Consider the following 19,720-nt stretch of genomic DNA (forward strand, 5'->3'; position numbering starts at 1 on the left):
TCAACGCCAGCCGAGCGCCGGGGCGACGTGGCGCAGGATGCTGTCCAGCACATGGACGTTATAGTCCACGCCCAGCATGTTCGGCACTGCCAGAAGCAGGGTATCGGCCTCGGCAATAGCCTCGTCCTCGCGCAGCTGTTCGACCAGGCGGTCGGGCTCGTCGGCATAGCTGCGCCCGAAGATCGAACGGGTCTGGTCGATCACCCCGATCTGGTCCTCGTCCTTGCCGCCGCGACCGAAATACATCCGGTCCTCCGGCGTCATCAGCGCGAAGATCGAGCGGCTGACCGACACCCGGGGGCTGCGCGCGTGGCCTGCGGCCTTCCAGGCCTCGCGATAGGCGCGGATCTGCTTCGCCTGCTGGATATGGAAGGGCTCTCCGGTTTCGTCGGTCTTCAGGGTCGAGCTTTGCAGGTTCATCCCCAGTTCCGCCGCCCAGACCGCCGTCGCGTCCGAGGCCGCACCCCACCAGATCCGGTCGCGCAGGCCTTCGGAATGCGGCTCCAGCCGCAACAGGCCGGGCGGGTTGGGGAACATCGGCTGCGGATTCGGCTGGGCGAAACCATCGCCGTCAAGCAGGCGCAGGAAGGTCTGGGCATGACGCCGCGCCATGTCGGCATGGTCCTCTCCCTCCATCGGCTGATAGCCGAAATAGCGCCAGCCATCCACGACCTGCTCGGGCGAGCCGCGACTGATGCCAAGCTGAAGCCGCCCGCCCGCGATCACATCGGCGGCGCCGGCATCCTCGACCATGTAGAACGGGTTTTCATAGCGCATATCGATAACGCCGGTGCCGATCTCGATCTTTGAGGTCCGCGCCCCGATCGCCGCCAGCAACGGAAAGGGCGAGGCCAGTTGCCGGGCATAGTGATGAACGCGGAAATAGGCGCCATCGAGACCGATCTTCTCGGCCTCGACCGCCAGTTCGATGGATTGGGTCAGCACATCGGAAGCCGAGCGCACCATCGAGCCACGTTCAGGCGACCAATGCCCAAAGGACAGAAATCCCAGCTTCTTCACAATCATACTCCTCGGTGCGGGGTCGCGTTTGATAAAACTGCATACAGCTTTAACCATCTGCCGCAGGGGGGCCGCAAGTCCGACGCCGGAACCGCCCCTTCGGGCTTTACCGGCGACTGAGATAAACGGATCACCTCTGCGTGCTGCGCTCAGGTATTTCCGGAAGACACGGAGCGGTTCGATATCGCCTTGCGCCCGGCTTGTCGGCGCGACGTTCCAAGGCTACCGTAGCTGTCTGAACCAGGGCGAGACCACCATGCCAGAGCTGACATCCAATCCCGGCACCGCGCTGACGCCGGAATGGTTCGACCAGATCCGCATCAATACCCCGGCGGTGGAACGCCGTGCGGCCAGCTTGCCGGCGCGGCGCTCGATCAAGAAGGATTATCAGGCTGCATGGGTCCTGAACGCGGTGCGCTGCATCGACCTGACGACGCTGGCGGGCGACGATACCGAGGACCGGGTGGCGCGGCTTTGCGCCAAGGCCCGCCAGCCAATCGCGCCCGAGCTTCTGGCGGCGATGGGCATCGAGGGGCTGACCACTGGCGCTGTCTGCGTCTATCCGACCATGGTCGCGGCGGCGAAGCGCGCGCTCGGCAATTCCGGGGTGCCGGTCGCCAGCGTCGCCACCGGCTTTCCCGCCGGGCTGATGCCGCTCGATCTGCGGCTGGCCGAGATCCGCTATGCCGTCGATCAGGGTGCCGACGAGATCGACATCGTCATCACCCGCGCCCATGTGCTGCAGGCGAACTGGGCTGCGCTTTACGACGAGATCCGGGCCATGCGAGAGGCCTGCGGGCCGGCGAAGATGAAGGCCATTCTGGCGACGGGCGATCTGAAATCGCTGGAAAACGTCGCCCGCGCCAGCCATGTCGCCATGCAGGCGGGGGCGGACTGGATCAAGACCTCGACCGGCAAGGAAGGGGTGAACGCCACGCTGCCGGTATCCTTGGTCATGTGCCGCGCCATCCGCGACTATCGTGACCGGACCGGCCACAGGGTCGGCTTCAAGCCGGCGGGCGGGTTGAAGACCGCGAAGGACGCCATCGCCTGGCAGGTGCTGATGCGCGAGGAACTTGGCCGCGACTGGCTGGATCCGCGCCTGTTCCGCATTGGCGCAAGCTCGCTTCTGGGCGATCTGGAACGCCAGATCAGCCATCACGTCACCGGCCGCTACGGTGCGGCCCACCGCCTGACCATGGCCTGAGGGGAACGATGCCGACTGTGAGCGAGATCATGGAGACGATGGATTACGGCCCCTCGGTCGAGGATGCGGGCGCGGTGCGCGACTGGCTGACGGCGCATGAGAAATTCGGCCATTTCGTCGATGGCGGCTTTACCGCGCCGGGACGGACATTTGCCTCTCGCGACCCCTCGACCGGCGAATTGCTGGCCGAGGTGACGCAAGGCTCGGCGGATGACGTGGCGGCGGCGGTGAAGGCCGCACGCCGGGCGCAGCCGAAATGGGCCGGGCTGCCGGGTCACACGCGCGCGCAATATCTTTACGCCATCGCCCGCAGCATCCAGAAGCGGGAACGCTTCCTGTCGGTGCTGGAAAGCCTCGACAATGGCAAGCCGATCCGGGAAAGCCGCGACGCCGATATTCCGCTGGTCGTGCGCCATTTCTATCACCATGCCGGCTGGGCCGAGATCATGGCGGATGAATTCACCGGCCATGCGCCCATCGGGGTCGCGGGCCAGATCATCCCGTGGAATTTCCCGCTGCTGATGCTGGCCTGGAAGATCGCGCCGGCCATCGCGGCGGGCAATACGGTGGTGCTGAAACCGGCGGAATATACCTCGCTTTCGGCGCTGGCTTTCGCCGAAATCTGTCAGGAGGTCGGGCTGCCCAAGGGGGTCGTGAATATCGTCACCGGCGACGGCGAAACCGGGGCGGCGCTTGTGGCATCTGACGTGGACAAGATCGCCTTCACCGGCTCGACCGAGGTCGGGCGCGCCATCCGCGCCGCCACCGCCGGAACCGAAAAGCGGCTGACGCTGGAACTGGGTGGCAAATCCCCCTTCATCGTCATGGAGGATGCCGATCTCGATGCCGCGGTCGAGGGCGTCGTCGATTCGATCTGGTTCAATCAGGGCCAGGTCTGCTGCGCCGGCTCGCGGATCCTCGTGGCCGAGGCCGTGGCCGACCGTTTCGAGGCGCTGTTGCAGCGCCGCATGAACACGCTGCGGCTTGGCCCGCCCTTGGACAAATCGACCGATATCGGCGCCATCGTCGATCCGGTGCATAAGGACCGCATCACCGGCATCATCCGTCAGGCGGTGGAGGCGGGCGCCGACCTGATCGGCGGTCAGGCCGCTGAGACCTGCTATGTCGCACCCGGCTATCTGCGTGAGGTTTCGCCCGCAAACCCCGTCTGGAGCAAGGAAATCTTCGGCCCCATCGCCACGCTGACAAGCTTCCGCACGGCGGATGAGGCGATCAACCTGGCCAATAACACCCGCTACGGCCTTGCCGCGCAGATCTGGTCGGAAAGCGCCACCGTGGCGACCGATCTGGCGGCGCAGGTGAAGGCCGGCGTGGTCTGGATCAATGGCGCGAACATGTTCGACGCCGCCGCACCTTTCGGCGGCATGCGCGAATCCGGCTTCGGGCGCGAGGGCGGACGGGTCGGGATGCTGGATTACCTGTCCGGCCCCAAGATCAGGCCGGTGAAGGAACCGACACCCGCCACGCTGCAAGCCGCGCCCGATGGCGCAGCGCATGGCGGCGGCATCGACCGGACCGAGAAGCTCTATATCGGCGGGGCGCAGAAGCGGCCCGATGGCGGGGCCAGCTATCGCGCGGCCTCGGGCGATCTGGTGCCGCTCGGCAATCGCAAGGATATCCGCAACGCGGTCGAGGCGGCGAAGAAAGCCGGAAAATGGGCCGCGATGGGCGGTCATGGCCGGGCACAGGTGCTGTATTTCATCGCCGAGAACCTGTCGCAGCGCCGCGACGATCTGGCGAAGAAGCACGGCGCGAAAGCGGTCGATGCGGCGATTGCACGGTTCTTCCATTATGCTGCATGGGCCGACAAGTTCGACGGGCTGAATGTGCAGACCAGGCCCGGCCATCTGGTCAATGTCATCCCCGAGCCCTTCGGCGTGATTGGCATCGCCTGCCCGAACGATGCGCCGCTTCTGGGCCTCGTCAGCCTGATCGCGCCGGCGATTGCCATGGGCAATGCGGTGGTGGCGATCCCGGCCGAGGGCGATCCGGTCGCCGCCTTCGATCTGGCGCAGGTCTTCGACACCTCGGACCTGCCCGGCGGCGTGGTCAATATCGTCTCGGGTCCGAAGCTGGAACTTGCGCAGGTGCTGGCCGGCCATGACGACGTGGCCGCGATGTGGTTCTGCGGCACCGCAGGGGCCGAGGCGGTGAAGCTGGCCTCGACCGGCAATCTCAAGCCGGTCTGGGCCTTCGCCAATCGCGACTGGACGAAGCCGGATGCGCAGGGGCGCGGGTTCCTGAATCATGCGGTGCAGTGGAAAACGGTCTGGTTGCCTTACGGCGCGCTGCCGGCGGGGACGGGCAGCGTGGCTTACTGAGCGGCTGCATCAGGCCATCAGGCTGCTCTGCCTCATCCTGCCTCAGCCGCAGGTCGGTCCGGGAAACCGAGGCGATGCGGTTTCATCTTATCGAGATCGAATCAACTCTCGCCAACGCCACAGGGGCATCGTCGCGCCGAAAGCGGATGAATGAACCTCCTGCCATTCCTCCTCGTCAAACGCCGGGAAGAACGCATCGGCATCCTCAACCGCCGTGTCCACTTCGGTGATCAGAAGGCGGTCAGCGCGGGGCAGCAATTCGCGATAGATCCGCTCGCCGCCGATGCCATAGATGCGGGCATAGCCGGCGGCGCGGGCGGTCCGGATCGCTGTATCGAGGTCGGGGACGGCGTGGCCGGGCAGACCCAGCGTCGAGGTCACCACCAGATTCAGCCTGTCCTTCAATGGCCTATAGGGCAGACTTTCCCAGGTGCGGCGGCCCATGATGATGGCCCCGCCCAGGGTCTCGCGCTTGAAGAAAGCCAGATCCTCGGGGATGTGCCAGGGGATCTGGCCGTTCTTGCCGATGGCGCCGTTGCAGGCGCGGGCGACGATCAGGCTGAGCATCAGACCGCCACCGGCGCCTTGATGCCCGGCGCGGGATCGTAATTCAGGAACTCGAAATCCTCGAAGCGGAAATCGAAGATCGAGGTCACCTTGCGGGTCAGGCGCAGCTGCGGCAGCGGCTTCGGCTGGCGCGACAGCTGCAATTTCACCTGATCCATGTGGTTGGAATAGATATGCGCGTCGCCGATGGTATGGATGAAATCGCCCGGCTCATAGCCGGCCACCTCGGCCAGCATGACCAGCAGCAGCGCATAGGAGGCGATGTTGAAGGGCACGCCCAGGAACATGTCGGCAGAGCGTTGGTAAAGCTGAAGATGCAGCTTGCCGCCCAGGATACGGACCTGCCAGAGCGTATGGCAGGGCGGCAGGGCCATCTGCGGCACATCGCCGGGATTCCAGGCCGAAACGATCAGCCGGCGGCTGTCGGGGGTCTTGCGGATGGCCTCGATCAGGTCCGAGATCTGGTCGACCTCGCCCAGCAGCAGCTTGGGTTCCGAATCGTCGGACAGCGCCCGTTCCAGCTTCGGAAAGCGCCGCCACTGATGCCCGTAGACCGGCCCGAGATCGCCATTCTCATCGGCCCATTCGTCCCAGATGCTGACCCCGTTCTCGCGCAGATAGCGGATATTGGTATCGCCCGAGAGGAACCACAAAAGCTCGTGGATGATCGAGCGCAGATGCAGCTTCTTCGTGGTGACCAGCGGAAACCCTTCGGACAGGGGATAGCGGCATTGCATCCCGAAATGGGAAATCGTGCCGGTCCCGGTCCTGTCGGTCGAGACCGTCCCCCGGTCGAGCACCGTTTGCAACGCATCGAGATACTGCCGCATGTCGTCCTTTCAGAAAGCTGAAGCCGCCGGTTCTGGATAGCGGCGCAGGGCCGCAGGCTCAAGCGTCGCGATTGGCCAGTTGCCCCGGCCCTGCCCTCATGCGAGACTTTCGCCCTAATCCCCACGGAAGGAAATCCCATGCCGCTCCGCTATCTGCACACCATGGTCCGGGTGAAGGATCTGGAAAAATCCATGGCCTTCTATCGCCTGCTCGGGCTGGAGGAGGTCAAGCGCATCGACAATGAGCAGGGCCGTTTCAGCCTGATCTTCATGGCCCCTCCCGGGCAGGAGGAATGCCCGGTCGAGCTGACCCATAACTGGGATGGCGACGAGGGGCTGCCTTCGGACAGCCGGCATTTCGGCCATCTCGCCTATCGCGTCGACAATATCTACGAGACCTGCCAGAAGCTGATGGATGCCGGCGTCACCATCAACAGGCCGCCGCGCGACGGGCATATGGCCTTCATCCGCAGCCCCGACAATATCTCGATCGAGCTTCTGCAGGACGGCCATCTGGAACCGCAGGAACCCTGGGCCAGCATGGGCAATACCGGGCATTGGTAAGCGCAAGAAGATCGGGCCGGCGCGCGCCGTTCCGATCCGGACGCAATGCCATCCGACCAGATCGGGGATCGCCCTGGTCGATTCTGTCGATGACCCATGACGGATCTGCCGGGGCTTGCGACCACAGCGCCATGTCCCTATATTTGTCCCGTTCGGGTTCGCCCGGACTATGGGCATAAACGCGCTCGTAATAAGCGGATCGGACCCGGGGGCGGTACCCGGCGACTCCACCAAATTCGCCTTCGTTGGGGGGATCTGGGGTCGAAACAGGATCGACGAACGTGTAAAGGGGATGGCTTTGCCTCGGTGAGCTACCACCGTTATCGGTGCAAAACGTACAGTTGCCAACGACAACCGTGCTCCGGCAATGGCCCTGGCTGCGTAAGCAGTTCGGGTCGCCGAAACTAAGCCCTTGCGCCTAGCCGCGTAAGGCGGGGTTCGCAGGTACCTGGCAACAGAAACCTGCACTTTTCCTTCTCTCGTTTACGCAGCTGACATATTGGCGCATTATCCGCCAGATCATGACCAGCAATCGCGAGATTTTCCTTGTCTTTCACCGTATTGGCTGGCTGTCCTTCGGCGGCCCGGCCGGTCAGATCGCGCTTATGCATGGCGAATTGGTCGAGCGTCGGCACTGGCTTTCCGAACAGCAATTCCTGCGCGCCCTGTCGCTGTGCATGCTGCTGCCGGGGCCGGAAGCCACCCAGCTTGCCGCCTATGCCGGCTGGCGGTTGCGCGGTATTCCCGGCGGGCTGATCGCCGGCGGGCTGTTCGTGCTACCAGGAGCGATGGTCATCGCGGCACTTGCCGCCGCCTATGCGACCTGGGGGCAATTACCGCTGGTGCAGGCGGCATTCCTGGGCATCAAGGCAGCCGTTCTGGCTGTGGTGGTCCAAGCTTTGCTGCGCGTCTCTCAGAAGGCGCTGAAGGGGCGCGCGCATCGCCAGATCGCGCTTGCCGCCTTCCTTGCCATAGCCGGGTTCAGCCTGCCCTTCCCGCTTGTCATCCTGACCGCCGCCGCTGTTGGCACCATGATGCGCCCCGTCCTGACCGAGTTCTCCCCCGCGCCGCACCCGGCCAAATCCCTTGCCATCCTGCTGCCCGGCATCCCGATCTGGCTGGCGCCTGTGGGCCTTGCCTGGGCCATGGGGTCCGCGTTCCTGACCACGCTCGGGATCTTCTTCGCGAAACTCGCCATCGTCAGTTTCGGTGGGGCCTATGCGGTGCTGACCTATATGACGCAGACCGTGGTGCAGGATCTGGGCTGGCTGTCCACCGGCCAGATGATCGACGCGCTCGGCCTTGCCGAGACCACGCCCGGCCCGCTGATTCTGGTCACCGAATTCGTGGCCTGGCAGGCCGGGAACGCGCAAGGCGGCCCGGCCATGGCGGCGATTGCGGCCTTGCTCTGCCTCTGGGTCACCTTCGTGCCGTCCTTTCTGTTCATCTTCGCCTTCGCGCCCTCGATCGACTGGCTGGCCTCGCGCCCGCGCCTGTCGGCAGCGCTGGAGGGTGTCACCGCCGCCGTCGTCGGCGTCATCGCCACGCTGGCGCTGTGGTTCGGGGCGCAGGTCCTGTTCGGCGGTGACATGCTGAACCTCGGCCCGATCAGCCTGCCCGATCCGGCGGCGCTCGACTGGCGGGCGGCACTGATCGCGCTTGGCGCGGGCCTTGCCTTGCTGCGTTTTCAGGCAGGGCTGCTGCCTGTGCTCGGGGCCTCGGCAATGGCGGGATTGCTGCTGGCCGGATAAGGCGCGGCGGACACTTTTGTCCCCTTTTCATCTTCCGCCATATCCCTATGCTGACCTCGGGAACGACGGAAGGACGGGCCATGACTGGCGCAATCGACTATGGCGGAATGATGCATCGCGCGATGCAGGGGCTGATTGCCGAAGTGCTGACGCGCGTCGCCGAGAGCGAACTGCCGGGCGAGCATCATTTCTTCATCACCTTCGACACCCGCGAAGACGGGGTCGAGATCGCCGATTGGCTGCGCGAACGCTATCCTGCGGAAATGACCATCGTCATCCAGCACTGGTACGAAGACCTGCACGTCAACGCCGACGGCTTTGAAATCACGCTTAATTTCGGCAATTCGCCGGAGCGGCTGGTCATCCCCTTCGACGCCCTGCGCACCTTCGTCGACCCCTCGGTCGAATTCGGCCTGCGCTTCGAAACCCAGGAAGGCGACGAGGACGACGAGGACGACATCCCGGACGCCGAGATCGAGGACGCCCCGACCGAAGATCCCCCCAAGGGCAGCGGCGAGGTTGTCAGCCTGGACAAGTGGCGGAAATAGCCCCGGCAACACCGGGGCGCGCTGCTTCTGCAACACCGCATACCGTCGCATACTGATTGCGAATCCTCCCCCCTCCGGCTAAAACCCCCGCAAATTCGCAAGGGGAGCCCCGCCATGACCAAGACCCGCACCGAAACCGACAGCTTCGGCCCGCTGGAGGTTGACGCCTCCAAATACTGGGGCGCTCAGACGCAGCGCTCGATCATGAACTTCCCCATCGGCTGGGAGCGTCAGCCGGTCGCCATCATTCGCGCGCTTGGCGCGATCAAGCTGGCGGCGGCGCGGATCAATATGCGCGAGGGCAAGCTGGACCCGACCATCGGCAAGGCGATGGAAAAGGCCGCGACCGAGGTGTTTCAGGGCAAGTTTGACGACAATTTCCCGCTGGTGGTCTGGCAGACCGGGTCGGGCACCCAGTCGAACATGAACGCCAACGAGGTCGTCTCGAACCGCGCCATCGAAATTCTGGGTGGAGAGCTTGGTTCCAAGAAGCCGGTCCATCCGAACGACCATGTGAATATGGGCCAATCCTCGAACGACACCTTCCCGACCGCGATGCATGTCGCCATCGGCATGATGGCCCGTGACGTGCTGCTGCCGGGGCTGGAAAAGCTGGCCGCCGCGCTGGAAGCCAAATCGGCCGAGTTCAAGGATATCATCAAGATCGGCCGCACCCATACGCAGGACGCCACACCGCTGACCCTGGGTCAGGAATTCGGCGGCTATGCCCATCAGGTCCGCATGGGGATCGAGCGGGTGAAGCTCTGCCTGCCGCAGGTCTATGAACTGGCGCAGGGTGGCACCGCTGTCGGCACAGGGCTGAATACCAAGAAGGGCTGGGACAAGGCCATTGCGGCGGAAATCGCCGATGTCACCGGCCTGCCCTTCGTCACCGCGCCGAACAAGTTCGAGGCGCTAGCCGCCCATGACGCCATGGTCTTCTTCTCGGGCGCGCTGAAAACCATCGCCGCCTCGCTGTTCAAGATCGCCAACGACCTGCGCCTGCTGGGCTCCGGCCCGCGCTCGGGCCTGGGCGAACTGATCCTGCCGGAAAACGAACCCGGCTCCTCGATCATGCCGGGCAAGGTCAACCCGACCCAGGCCGAGGCTTTGACCATGGTCTGCGCCCATGTCATGGGCAATGACGCCGCCGTCGGCATCGCCGGCTCGCAGGGTCATTTCGAGTTGAACGTCTATAACCCGATGATGTCCTATAACGTGCTGCAATCCATGCAGCTTCTGGGTGACGCGGCGGGCAGCTTCACCGACAACATGGTCGTCGGCACGCAAGCCAACACCGCGCGGATCGACAAGCTGATGAAGGAATCGCTGATGCTGGTCACCGCACTGGCGCCGACCATCGGTTACGACAACGCCACCAAGGTCGCCAAGACCGCCCACAAGAACGGCACCACGCTGCGCGAGGAAGCCATCGCGCTCGGCCTCGTCGATGGCGAGACCTTCGACAAGGTGGTTCGCCCGGAACTGATGATCGGGCCGGAAGACTGATCCTTACGACAGACTGAAAAAGGCGCGTCCGGTGCGGCGCGCCACGCGAAGTCCCAAAAGCCAACCGCCCCGCCATGCGATGATCTCGCGCGGCGGGGCGGTCTGATTTCAGGCGAGACCCGACAGGCGGAAAGCCCGTTACGCCTCGTCCTTGGTCTCCTCGTCCTGTGACTCGTCATATTCCAGCGGCATATCGTTGGGCTTCATGCCAAGCATGCTCTTTGCCTTCTCGCGGATGGTCTCGAAGATGACATAGAGTGCCGGGATCACGAAGATGCCGACCATGGCCGAGGCCAGCATACCGCCGGCCACGCCCGTCCCCACCGCCCGGCGGCTGAGCATCGACGCGCCGGTCGCCACCACCAGCGGCAGCAAGCCGCCGATGAACGCGAAGCTGGTCATCATGACGGCCCGGAAGCGGTCGCCCGCGCCACCCATCGCCGCGTCGATGATGGATTCGCCCTCCTCCCGTCGGGCCTTGGCGAATTCCACGATCAGAATGGCGTTCTTTGCCGCAAGCGCAATCAGCACGACGAAGCCGATCTGCGCATAGACGTCGAGCGCAAGGCCAGAGACCAGCAAGGCCAGCAAGGCCCCGCAGACACCGAACACCACCGAAAGCAGCACCGAAACCGGGATGGTCCAGCTTTCGTAAAGACCGACCAGGAACAGATAGGCAAAGAGGATCGCCATCCCGAGGATGATGACCGTCTGGCCCGATGCCGCCTTTTCCTGCAGGGCGGTGCCGGTCCATTCATAGCCATAGCCATCCGGCAGGGTCGCCGCGGCAACATCCTCCATCGCCTGAAGCGCCGTGCCCGAAGCCACACCCGGGGCCGGACCACCGCTCAGCTTGGCCGAGCGGACGTTGTTGTAACGCTCGATCGAGGACGGGCCGACGGTGCTGCGCACGGTGGCGAAGGCACTGACCGGCACCATCGCACCCGTGGCCGAGCGCACATAGACACGGCCCAGATCGTCGGCCTTGTCGCGATATTCCTGCTCGCCTTTCAGGTTCACCTGCCAGGTCCGACCGAACAGGTTGAAGTCGTTCACATAGACCTGACCGAACACCCCGCTGAGCGCCTGGAAGACGTCGGTCAGCTGAATGCCGAGGGCATAGAGCCGCTCGCGGTCGATATCCATGTAAAGCTGCGGGCTGTCCGCCGAGAAGGTCGTATAGACCCCGGCCAGATCCGGGTTGGAATTGGCCGCGACCATCAGCGCCCGCGCCGTCGCCGCAAGTTCGGTCGCCGCGCGCCCTTCGCGATCCAGCAATTCGAACTCGAAACCCGATCCGGTGCCAAGACCCGGAATAGGCGGCACGTTGAAGGGCAGGATCTGCGCCTCTCGGATGCCGGCGCCCTGCGCAGCGATGGCCTGGATACCGGCAAAGACAGATGCCGCGGCCTCGGTCCGCTCTTCGAAGGGTTCCATGTCGACCACGGCGAAGGCCGCGTTCGACTTGGTGATCCCGTCGACCATCGAGAAGCCGGTGACGCTGGCCACGGCATTCACGCCGGGCAGATCCATCAGCATCTTCTCGACCCGGGCCTGAACGTCCTTCGTGCGATTGACCGAGGCGCCTTCAGGCAGCCGGGTCTCGACGATGAAGTTGCCCTGATCCTCGTCCGGCAGGAAGCCGCTTGGCACCGCCTTCATCAGCGTGCCCGCCAGCAGGAAGCCGGCGATCAGCAGACCGAGCCCGAGAATGGCACGCCGCGCGATCACGCCGGCGATCCGGACATATCCCCGCCCGGCCGCGTCGATCTTGTTCGACACCCAGTGCAGGATGCCCTTGCGCCCATGCCCTTCCGGATCATGCTTCAGCAGGATCGCGCAGAGCGCCGGTGACAGCGTCAGCGCGTTGATGGCCGAAATCACCATGGAGACAGAGACCGTAACCGCGAATTGCCGGAACAATTCACCCTGAATCCCCGGAATGAAGGCCACCGGCACGAAGACCGAAAGCAGCACCATGGTAATCGCCAGGATGGCCCCGGTGATTTCCTGCATCGCCGAATGGGCGGCCTGGGCCGGCGTCATGTGCGGATGCTGTTCCATCTTCGCTTCGACCGCCTCGACCACGACGATGGCGTCGTCGACCACGATCCCGATGGCCAGTACCATGGCCAGCATCGACACCGTGTTCAGCGACATGCCGAAGGCCAGCATGAAGGCGAATGTGCCGACAAGCGCAACCGGAACGGCGATGATCGGAATGATGGTGGCACGCCAGTTGCCGAGGAACAGGAAGACCACGATGGCGACAAGCGCGAAGGCCTCGTAAAGCGTCTTCTGCACCTCGTGCATACTGTCGAGCACGAAGATCGAACTGTCGGCAACGACCTCCATGCCGACACCCTCAGGCAGGGCGGCACGCATCTCGTCGAGATGCTGTTTCACCAGCGTTGCTGCGTTCACAAGGTTGCCGCCCGGGGCAAGGTAAACCCCGATCATGGTGCCCGGGCCACCGTTGAAGGTGGTGCCGACGCTTTCCAGTTGCGCGCCCAGCTCGACCCTTGCGACATCGCCGATCCGCACGACAGAGCCGTCGTCGTCAGCGCGGATGATGATCTGCTCGAAATCCTCGGCTTCGGACAACCGGCCCATGGTCTGCACGTTCAACTGCAGGATCGGGTCCGTATCCAGCGGCTGCGCGCCCACGGTCCCGATGGCGGCCTGCACGTTCTGCGATTGCAGCGCGCCGATGACATCGGCCGGCGTCAGGCCAAGCGCGGTCAACTGGTCGACATCGAGATTCACGTTCATGGAGAACTGGTTCAGCGCGAAGATGGTGGCATCGCCCACATCCGGGACGCGCTTGATCGAATCGAGAAGGTTGATGTTGGCAAAGTTGGTCAGCGTCTCGCCGGTCACCCCCTCTGCCTCGCCATAGAGCACCACGCCCATCATCAGGTTGGACGACCGTTTCAGCACTGACACGCCGGTCTGACGCACCTCGGCTGGCAATCGCGGCGTCGCCAGTGACACCCGGTTCTGCACGTTCACCGTGGCCATGTCCGGATCGGTGCCGACCTCGAACGAAACCTGAAGAAGATAGGTGCCGTCAGAGCCGGATTTAGACGACATGTAGATCATGTCATCGACGCCGACGACCTGGGTTTCGATCACCTGCGCCACAGCCTGTTCGACCACCTCGGCGCTGGCACCGGGATAGTTGGCCGACACGATCACGATTGGCGGCGCGATATCGGGATAGCGCTCCACCGGCATCGAGCGCAGGGCAAGGAAGCCGGCAATGGTGAGCACGATGGATATGACGCCCGCGAGACGCGGACGCTTGATGAAAACGTCTGACAGCATGGCTTAACCGTCCTTCTGTTCGGTTTCAGCCTCGGGCTGCGCCGCATCGGCCCCGGATGTGCCGGCGGCGTCAGCTTCTGCCCCGGCCTCGGCGGCGTCGACCTTGATCCCGGCGCGAACCTTGTTCATGCCCTCGGTGATCACGCGGTCCCCGTCGGCCAACCCGTCCGAGATCACGGCGAGATTGCCGGTTTCGCGTGCGACCGTCACCCGGCGCTGCTCGACTTCGTCCTGATCGTTCACGAGCATGACGAAATCCCCGACCAGATCGCGCTGGATCGCACCGATCGGCACGGTCAGGACCGGATCCGCGCTGGAGGAGGCGAGCTTCACCCGCACCAGTTCCTCGTTCAGCAGGTTGCCTTCGGGATTGTCGAATGTGGCGCGCAGCGCGACCGAGTCGGTCCCCGGATTGATGGTGCTGTCCACAAAGTCGAGACGCCCCGCCGAGGCATATTCCTCGCCATCCGCCAGAACGATCCGCACGGCGCTGTCGGCCTTGACGTTACCGGCCTCGATCGCCTGCATCGCCTTGCGATATTCAGCCGTGGGGACCATGAAGTTGACGTGGATCGGGTCCAGCTTCGTCAGCGAGACAAGCGGGCCGGCAGTCGGGCCAACCAACGCCCCCGGATCGACACTGCGTTCGCCCACGCGGCCCGGGAAAGGTGCCAGAACCGTGGTATAGGAAAGGTTCAGCTTGGCGGTATCCAGCGCGGCCTCGGCCTGCTGGACCGAGCCCTGAGCGCGACCGAGCGCGGCTTCGGCGGAATCCAGCGAGGTCTGGGCCACGGCCTTGCGCTGCACCAGTTCGGCCTGCCGGTCACGTTCGATACGGGCATCAATGACAGTTGCCTGCGCGGCGGCAAGCGCACCCTCTGCCTGACGGACATTGGCGCTGTATTGATCCGGCTCGATCCGGAACAGCAAGGCGCCGGCATCGACGCTGTCGCCGGGCTGAAAGCCAACCTCCTGCAGCGTTCCGGTCACCCGGGCCACCAGTTCGACAGACTGTTCGGCGCTGAGGCGACCGTTATAGGTCAGCGTTTGCGAAACCTCCTGCATGGCTGCCTTGGCAACCGTCACGGCAGGGGGCGGTGCATCCTGGGCCATTACGGGCAGACCACCCATCGACATCGCCATTATCGCTGCGGAGCGAAGAATCTTCATCGACGCGAACTCCCCTTACTTGACCAACTCAATCAGGAATGCTGTGTCATCTGGCCGGACGATCCAGCATCGAAAATCAATCATACAAAAGGCCGATTCCCCGGCTTTTCCCAAAGCTTAGCAGCATCGTTAACCATATGAGAAGGGTCTTTTCGGCCAAATTCGGATTGCCGCAGTTCATGCACAATGCAGCGTCAGACCGACATGAAAAACCCGCATCCAGACAACGGAAATAGCGCCCGAATCCGGTCGGTTCGGGCCCGGCCCGGACTTGTGTCAGCGACAATTCGCCGCATTCGCGCCCACCCTGCCAAGGGTCCAGGCGCTCATTTCGGCGATCAGTTCCTGCGCGGCGGCGTCGAAGGCGGGAATGAGGTCCGCCGTTCTGGTGCTCGGGGCCTCGCTCGTGGCCTCGAAACGGGCGCGACCGGCGACGGTGGCGTCCATCTCGCGGATCAATTGTGCTTCGACGGCCAGACGGATCAGCGCCCCCTGCTCCAGCAGTTCCGCATTGAAACTGCTGATCTCGCTGATCATGGCGTAATCGGCGGAAAGGCCAAGCGGCTCTCGTCCGACATGGCCGAAAGTGTCATAGGAACCGAGGGTTTCGACCAGCAATCGCTGAACCATGACCGGCACCGGATCCCCCCAGACGGCATCGGGCAGATATTGCGTCTCCAGCACCGAGGGGCGGATCATGATCCGCTCGGAATCCAGCGTGCCGCGCGCCTTCGGAACCTCGATCACCAGTTCGGTCACCTTTGCGCCCCCACATTGGCCGGTGCCGATCTCGGGGCCGCGCAGTTCGAAAACGTCGCGGTTCGGCTCGCCGCCCAGAAGCGACATCGCACCGCAGCCCGGCAGCAGAAGGGTCAGGGACAGAAGTAGGGTCGAACGGAGCATCTTATACCTCAACGACGGAATTCAGGGGTCGGCTGACCCCGAATGATCTGCGACGGATTGCGTTTCAGCGCGACAACGAGTTCGTCGATATTACCCACCAGCCGCCGGATATCCTGGGCCATGCGCGAGAATTGCGGCAGGCCCTCATTGGTAAAGGTCCGAACCGGAGTCCGGGCGCCGTCCAGCATGACGCGCAGCGAATCGAAAGCGCCGGCCGCCGAATCCGCCGCCGCGCCGATATTGGCGGTGATGCGCGGCAATTCCTCGGGCAGGTTCGCCAGTGCTTCGTTCACATGGCCAAGCGTCTCGCGCAGGTCGGTGAAGACCGGCCCCACCTCGTCCACCACCCCATGCGCCGCATCCATGGTCCCGGTGGCCGAATCCAGCGCCGTATCAAGCTTGTCGAGGCTGATCTGCGCCTTCGCACCCAATGTGCCCAGATCGTCCTTCAGGATCGCGGCGGTGTCCTTCAGATCCCGTGTCAGGCTGCTCAGATCGCCATTCACATAGGTATCGACACTGGCCAGCGTGGTTTCCGCCTGCGCCGAGGCACCGCCGAAATTGGTCAATGCCGCGTCGGCGGTCTGCGAAAGCTGGTCCAGCTTGTCCCCGAACCCTTTGAGGTCCTCGGCGGCTGCGGCCACGGCATCGGTGGCCCTGGAGACATCATCCATGGTCTTGTTGAGGTTGCCCGAGGCTTCCTCGACATTGATCAGGATATTGTTGATCCGCTCCTGGTTTTCGTCGCCCAGCAGGTTGGCCAGTCGCTGCGCCACGACATTGGCCCGGCTCAGCAGTTCCGGGGCCTGCTCGCCGATGGTCTGAAGCGCGGTGGGGCTGGACTGGATGACGGGGATCTCGTCGGTCTCGATATTGCGCAGAAGCGTGCTGGTCGGCAGGCCGGGGGTGATAACGACCTGCGACACGCCGGTTACCGCCGAGGTGTCGATCGAGGCCCGCGAATCGACGCGCACCGGCGTATGCTCGTGCAGTTCCAGCCGCACCCGCACCGCCGCCGGGCTGTCCGGGGCCAGCTCGATGGCCGTGACCGTGCCGACGTTCAACCCCGCGAACAGCACCTGCGAGGAAACCGACAGCCCCGCGACTTCGGGGAAATAGGCGTCGTAATAGGCGAATTGCTGGTTCAGCTGCAGTTTCGCGAACCACATCAGAAAGCCCAGAAGTCCCAGAAAGCCGGCCACCGTGAAGGCCCCGATCAGCGCGAAATTCGCCTTGGTTTCCATTCTACAATGCGCCTCCTGAATCGGATGTCATGGCAGCGCGGGCACGCGGACCGGTAAAATACTCATGCACCCAAGGGTGCTCGACCTGCAGCATTTCGGCCAGCGTTCCCGTGGCCAGCACGCGCTTTTCCGCCAGAACTGCGATGCGGTCGCAACAGGTATGCAGCGTATCGAGGTCATGGGTGACCAGAAAGACCGAAAGATTCAGCGCATCGCGCAGCGCCAGGATCAGCCGGTCGAAGGCATCGGCCCCGATCGGGTCGAGCCCGGCGGTCGGTTCGTCGAGAAAGACGATCTCGGGATCGAGCGCAAGCGCCCGCGCCAGCCCCGCGCGCTTGCGCATCCCCCCCGACAGGTCCGAAGGATATTTCTCATTCGCATTGACCGGCAGACCGGCCATGGAGATTTTCAGCCCGGCCAGCATCCGGCGGTCGCGCTCGCTCAGCCCGGGGACGGCGCGCAGCGGCACTTCGACATTCTCGCGCACGGTCAGGGCCGAAAACAGCGCCCCGTCCTGAAAATTCACCCCCCAGCGACGTTCGACGGATTCGCGCGCCGCGCCGGACAGCTTGCGGATGTCCTGCCCCAGCACCCGGATCTCGCCTGCAGCCGGGGTGATCAGCCCGACGATGCTGCGCAGAAGCACCGATTTGCCGGTGCCGGAGCCGCCGACCACGCCCAGAATCTCGCCCCGGTGCAGGTCGAGATCGAGATTGTCATGCACGACATGATCGCCGAACTGGTTGCGCAGCCCCCGCACCTCGATGACATTCTCGACGCTCATAGCCCGACCACCTGAAAGAAGATCGAGAACATGGCATCGGCGATGATCACCGCGAAAATCGCGTTCACCACCGAGGACGAGGTCATCTGCCCCAGCGATTCCGCGTCCTTGCCGACATGCATCCCGGCATTCACGCCAATGATGCCGATGATCAGCGCGAAGATCGGTGCCTTGGACAGGCCGACGATCACATGGCTGACATCTATTTCGGCCAGCCGGACCATGAACATCGGCGGCGAGACGCCAAGCGTGATCCAGGACATGATCGCGCCGCCCACCAGCCCGGCCACATCGGCGAGCAGCCCAAGGATCGGCAGCGTGACGATCAGCGCCAGCACGCGCGGCAGGGTCAGGACCAGATCCGGGTCCATGCCGAAGGTGCGCATGGCGTCGATCTCCTCGCGCATCTTCATCGACCCGATCGAGGCGGTCAGGGCCGAGGCGGTGCGCCCGGCGACGACGATGGCGGTCAGCAGGATCCCAAGCTCGCGCAGGACGGCGATGGCGATCAGGTCGACGACGAAGATCTCGGCCCCGAAACGGCTCAGCTGCGCGGCCCCCTGAAAGGCCAGCACCACGCCGATCAGGAAGGACATCAGGAAGACGATGGGCACGGCGCGCAGCCCGGTTTCCTGACAATGATGCACGACCGAGGTCAGCCGGAACAGCGACGGACGCCGGATCACCCGCAGACAGGCGGCCAGAAAACGGCCCAGGCAATCGGCCAGTTCCCGGTAATACCCTAGGGATTTCACGGTCCGGCGGCCGGCATATTCCAGAAACTGCCGCCAGAAGGGCAAATCGGGTGAAGGGGGCTCTGGCTCGGGGATGGATTGTTCGACGGTCTTCAGGAGTTGGTCATGCGCGTGGCTGAGCCCGGTAATCCGGCTGCCGGCCTTCTGCGCGCGCGCCAGATACCACGCCCCGGCGGTGTCCAGCCGGCTTACCGCCCCGACATCGATCTGCTCGGGCGCCTGTTCGGGCAGCAAAGGCAGCGTCCAGATGACAACTGCGCCCTCCAGAACAAGCCGATCATCGGCCTGCCTGAGCTTCAGACTGGCACGTTCAGGATCATCATGGGCGGTCGTAACGGTCAGGTCAGCACCTCTGGCCCGATCAGGGATGGTCCCTTCGTATAGTAACCCCTGGCCCGAAGGAAGATACCCCAATCAAAACGGACAGGCTGCCGCCGACACATACATCTGCCGCCCGCGATTTGTCCGGGGCTGCCTGGTGTAAAGGGGGGAAGTGGTCTTGGTGCTGCGCGCCAACCCGTCGGTCACCAGATCAGGACGGGTTGTGGCGACCCGCACGGGTCACTCGAACCCGGCTTCCTTGGCGATCATCGCGGCATGGGTGCGGTTGCGGGCGTCCAGCTTGCGGCAAAGGTTGCGCACATGAAGCTTGATCGTCACATCCTGCAGCCCGAGATCGCGGGCAATTTCCTTGTTGGACTGGCCACGGCACAAGCCGCGCAGAACCTCGCGCTCGCGGACGCTGAGTGCTTTGGAAAACTCGGTTTCCGGAGTGTCGCTGCTTTCGGCAAGGATGCTGGCGGGAACGAATGTCTCACCCGCAATCATGAAACGGACGGCATTGACAAGCGATTTCGCGCCGAGAGTCTTGGGAATATATCCAATGGCCCCGGCTTCGACGGCCTCCTGCGCCATGCGGTTGGGTGCGGTGCCGCTGAGGATGGCGAAGGGCTGGGCGGGATAGGCCTCGATGGCAGCGCTCAGCCCGGCAAGCCCGTTCATCCCCGGCATTTCGAAATCCAGCAAGACGAGATCGAACGGACCTTTTGTCGCAAGGGCATCCATCGCCGAGGCGTAATCGGGCACGGCCAGCACTGCCGCCTGCCCTTCGGTTTCAAGATATGCCGAAAAGGTATCACGAACCGGGAGTGTCCTGAACTTTGTGTATCCGGGCCGGCCCATGCGGTTTGGGATACTCA

General features: G+C 64.1%; 16 protein-coding genes and 1 other RNA gene. 7 read left to right on the top strand and 10 right to left on the bottom strand.

The window, feature by feature from the left end; translation table 11 throughout:
• Positions 1 to 1,020, bottom strand: a complete 1,020-nt coding sequence (locus Q0330_RS06255) for an LLM class flavin-dependent oxidoreductase (protein WP_299476023.1) — start codon at positions 1,018 to 1,020, stop codon at positions 1 to 3.
• A 256-nt stretch (positions 1,021 to 1,276) separates the two neighbouring features.
• On the opposite strand from Q0330_RS06255, the gene deoC reads away from it, so the two are divergent.
• Together deoC and Q0330_RS06265 are read left to right on the top strand one after the other, a co-directional pair.
• On the top strand, positions 1,277 to 2,227 hold the full coding sequence (gene deoC / locus Q0330_RS06260; protein ID WP_299476026.1) for a deoxyribose-phosphate aldolase: 951 nt from the start codon (positions 1,277 to 1,279) through the stop codon (positions 2,225 to 2,227).
• Positions 2,228 to 2,235: 8 nt separating this feature from the next.
• On the top strand, positions 2,236 to 4,569 hold the full coding sequence (locus Q0330_RS06265) for an aldehyde dehydrogenase family protein (RefSeq protein ID WP_299476029.1): 2,334 nt from the start codon (positions 2,236 to 2,238) through the stop codon (positions 4,567 to 4,569).
• Positions 4,570 to 4,656: 87 nt separating this feature from the next.
• Here the strand turns inward: Q0330_RS06265 and Q0330_RS06270 are convergent, their stop codons facing one another.
• Both Q0330_RS06270 and Q0330_RS06275 read right to left on the bottom strand, forming a co-directional pair.
• Complete coding sequence (locus tag Q0330_RS06270; protein WP_299476032.1) at positions 4,657 to 5,136, bottom strand: dihydrofolate reductase; 480 nt, start codon at positions 5,134 to 5,136, stop codon at positions 4,657 to 4,659.
• The gene (locus tag Q0330_RS06275; RefSeq protein WP_299476035.1) at positions 5,136 to 5,966 is read right to left on the bottom strand and encodes a thymidylate synthase; all 831 of its coding nucleotides are present in this window, start codon (positions 5,964 to 5,966) and stop codon (positions 5,136 to 5,138) included. Before Q0330_RS06275 ends, Q0330_RS06270 begins: the two co-directional genes overlap by 1 nt.
• A 138-nt stretch (positions 5,967 to 6,104) precedes the next feature.
• Here Q0330_RS06275 and Q0330_RS06280 point away from each other — a divergent pair, with 138 nt between their 5' ends.
• From Q0330_RS06280 to fumC, 5 genes are all read left to right on the top strand, one after another.
• A complete protein-coding gene (locus tag Q0330_RS06280; RefSeq protein ID WP_299476038.1) occupies positions 6,105 to 6,530 on the top strand; it encodes a VOC family protein in 426 nt (141 codons plus the stop codon).
• A gap of 111 nt (positions 6,531 to 6,641) precedes the next feature.
• Positions 6,642 to 6,999: a transfer-messenger RNA gene (gene ssrA / locus Q0330_RS06285) on the top strand.
• A gap of 52 nt (positions 7,000 to 7,051) precedes the next feature.
• Complete coding sequence (gene chrA / locus Q0330_RS06290; RefSeq protein WP_299476041.1) at positions 7,052 to 8,281, top strand: chromate efflux transporter; 1,230 nt, start codon at positions 7,052 to 7,054, stop codon at positions 8,279 to 8,281.
• An 80-nt stretch (positions 8,282 to 8,361) separates the two neighbouring features.
• Entirely contained in the window at positions 8,362 to 8,829 is a 468-nt protein-coding gene (locus Q0330_RS06295; RefSeq protein WP_299476044.1) for a ClpXP protease specificity-enhancing factor SspB, read from the top strand.
• A gap of 114 nt (positions 8,830 to 8,943) precedes the next feature.
• The gene (gene fumC, locus Q0330_RS06300; RefSeq protein WP_299476047.1) at positions 8,944 to 10,338 is read left to right on the top strand and encodes a class II fumarate hydratase; all 1,395 of its coding nucleotides are present in this window, start codon (positions 8,944 to 8,946) and stop codon (positions 10,336 to 10,338) included.
• 138 nt (positions 10,339 to 10,476) lie between these two features.
• On the opposite strand, the gene Q0330_RS06305 is transcribed toward fumC, so the two are convergent.
• The 7 genes from Q0330_RS06305 to Q0330_RS06335 all read right to left on the bottom strand — a co-directional run bounded on the left by Q0330_RS06305 (position 10,477) and on the right by Q0330_RS06335 (position 19,703).
• The gene (locus Q0330_RS06305) at positions 10,477 to 13,665 is read right to left on the bottom strand and encodes an efflux RND transporter permease subunit (RefSeq protein WP_299476050.1); all 3,189 of its coding nucleotides are present in this window, start codon (positions 13,663 to 13,665) and stop codon (positions 10,477 to 10,479) included.
• Positions 13,666 to 13,668: 3 nt separating this feature from the next.
• The gene (locus Q0330_RS06310) at positions 13,669 to 14,778 is read right to left on the bottom strand and encodes an efflux RND transporter periplasmic adaptor subunit (protein WP_299476053.1); all 1,110 of its coding nucleotides are present in this window, start codon (positions 14,776 to 14,778) and stop codon (positions 13,669 to 13,671) included.
• A 333-nt stretch (positions 14,779 to 15,111) separates the two neighbouring features.
• Positions 15,112 to 15,738 carry an ABC-type transport auxiliary lipoprotein family protein gene (locus Q0330_RS06315; RefSeq protein ID WP_299476057.1) on the bottom strand — a complete coding sequence of 209 codons (627 nt, stop codon included), beginning with the start codon at positions 15,736 to 15,738 and terminating at the stop codon, positions 15,112 to 15,114.
• Between the two features lie 8 nt (positions 15,739 to 15,746).
• On the bottom strand, positions 15,747 to 16,982 hold the full coding sequence (locus Q0330_RS06320; protein WP_299476060.1) for an MlaD family protein: 1,236 nt from the start codon (positions 16,980 to 16,982) through the stop codon (positions 15,747 to 15,749).
• Position 16,983: 1 nt separating this feature from the next.
• Positions 16,984 to 17,766, bottom strand: a complete 783-nt coding sequence (locus tag Q0330_RS06325) for an ABC transporter ATP-binding protein (RefSeq protein ID WP_299476063.1) — start codon at positions 17,764 to 17,766, stop codon at positions 16,984 to 16,986.
• Positions 17,763 to 18,788: an ABC transporter permease gene (locus Q0330_RS06330; RefSeq protein ID WP_299476106.1), complete on the bottom strand. Its 1,026-nt coding sequence runs from the start codon at positions 18,786 to 18,788 to the stop codon at positions 17,763 to 17,765. The genes Q0330_RS06325 and Q0330_RS06330 overlap by 4 nt, the downstream gene beginning before the upstream one ends.
• Positions 18,789 to 19,082: 294 nt before the next feature.
• Complete coding sequence (locus tag Q0330_RS06335; RefSeq protein WP_299476109.1) at positions 19,083 to 19,703, bottom strand: response regulator transcription factor; 621 nt, start codon at positions 19,701 to 19,703, stop codon at positions 19,083 to 19,085.
• Between the last annotated feature and the right edge of the window lie 17 nt (positions 19,704 to 19,720).

It is taken from the genome of uncultured Paracoccus sp. (assembly GCF_937873615.1).
GTDB lineage: Bacteria > Pseudomonadota > Alphaproteobacteria > Rhodobacterales > Rhodobacteraceae > Paracoccus.

Excerpts from the sequence above, each read along its gene's own strand:
- Q0330_RS06335 (WP_299476109.1), bottom strand. The coding sequence starts at position 19,703 with ATGGGCCGGCCCGGATACACAAAGTTCAGGACACTCCCGGTTCGTGAT.
- chrA (WP_299476041.1), top strand. The coding sequence starts at position 7,052 with ATGACCAGCAATCGCGAGATTTTCCTTGTCTTTCACCGTATTGGCTGG.
- Q0330_RS06280 (WP_299476038.1), top strand. The coding sequence starts at position 6,105 with ATGCCGCTCCGCTATCTGCACACCATGGTCCGGGTGAAGGATCTGGAA.
- Q0330_RS06315 (WP_299476057.1), bottom strand. The coding sequence starts at position 15,738 with ATGCTCCGTTCGACCCTACTTCTGTCCCTGACCCTTCTGCTGCCGGGC.
- Q0330_RS06265 (WP_299476029.1), top strand. The coding sequence starts at position 2,236 with ATGCCGACTGTGAGCGAGATCATGGAGACGATGGATTACGGCCCCTCG.
- Q0330_RS06305 (WP_299476050.1), bottom strand. The coding sequence starts at position 13,665 with ATGCTGTCAGACGTTTTCATCAAGCGTCCGCGTCTCGCGGGCGTCATA.
- deoC (WP_299476026.1), top strand. The coding sequence starts at position 1,277 with ATGCCAGAGCTGACATCCAATCCCGGCACCGCGCTGACGCCGGAATGG.
- fumC (WP_299476047.1), top strand. The coding sequence starts at position 8,944 with ATGACCAAGACCCGCACCGAAACCGACAGCTTCGGCCCGCTGGAGGTT.
- Q0330_RS06320 (WP_299476060.1), bottom strand. The coding sequence starts at position 16,982 with ATGGAAACCAAGGCGAATTTCGCGCTGATCGGGGCCTTCACGGTGGCC.
- Q0330_RS06325 (WP_299476063.1), bottom strand. The coding sequence starts at position 17,766 with ATGAGCGTCGAGAATGTCATCGAGGTGCGGGGGCTGCGCAACCAGTTC.
- Q0330_RS06310 (WP_299476053.1), bottom strand. The coding sequence starts at position 14,778 with ATGGCCCAGGATGCACCGCCCCCTGCCGTGACGGTTGCCAAGGCAGCC.
- Q0330_RS06295 (WP_299476044.1), top strand. The coding sequence starts at position 8,362 with ATGACTGGCGCAATCGACTATGGCGGAATGATGCATCGCGCGATGCAG.
- Q0330_RS06270 (WP_299476032.1), bottom strand. The coding sequence starts at position 5,136 with ATGCTCAGCCTGATCGTCGCCCGCGCCTGCAACGGCGCCATCGGCAAG.
- Q0330_RS06275 (WP_299476035.1), bottom strand. The coding sequence starts at position 5,966 with ATGCGGCAGTATCTCGATGCGTTGCAAACGGTGCTCGACCGGGGGACG.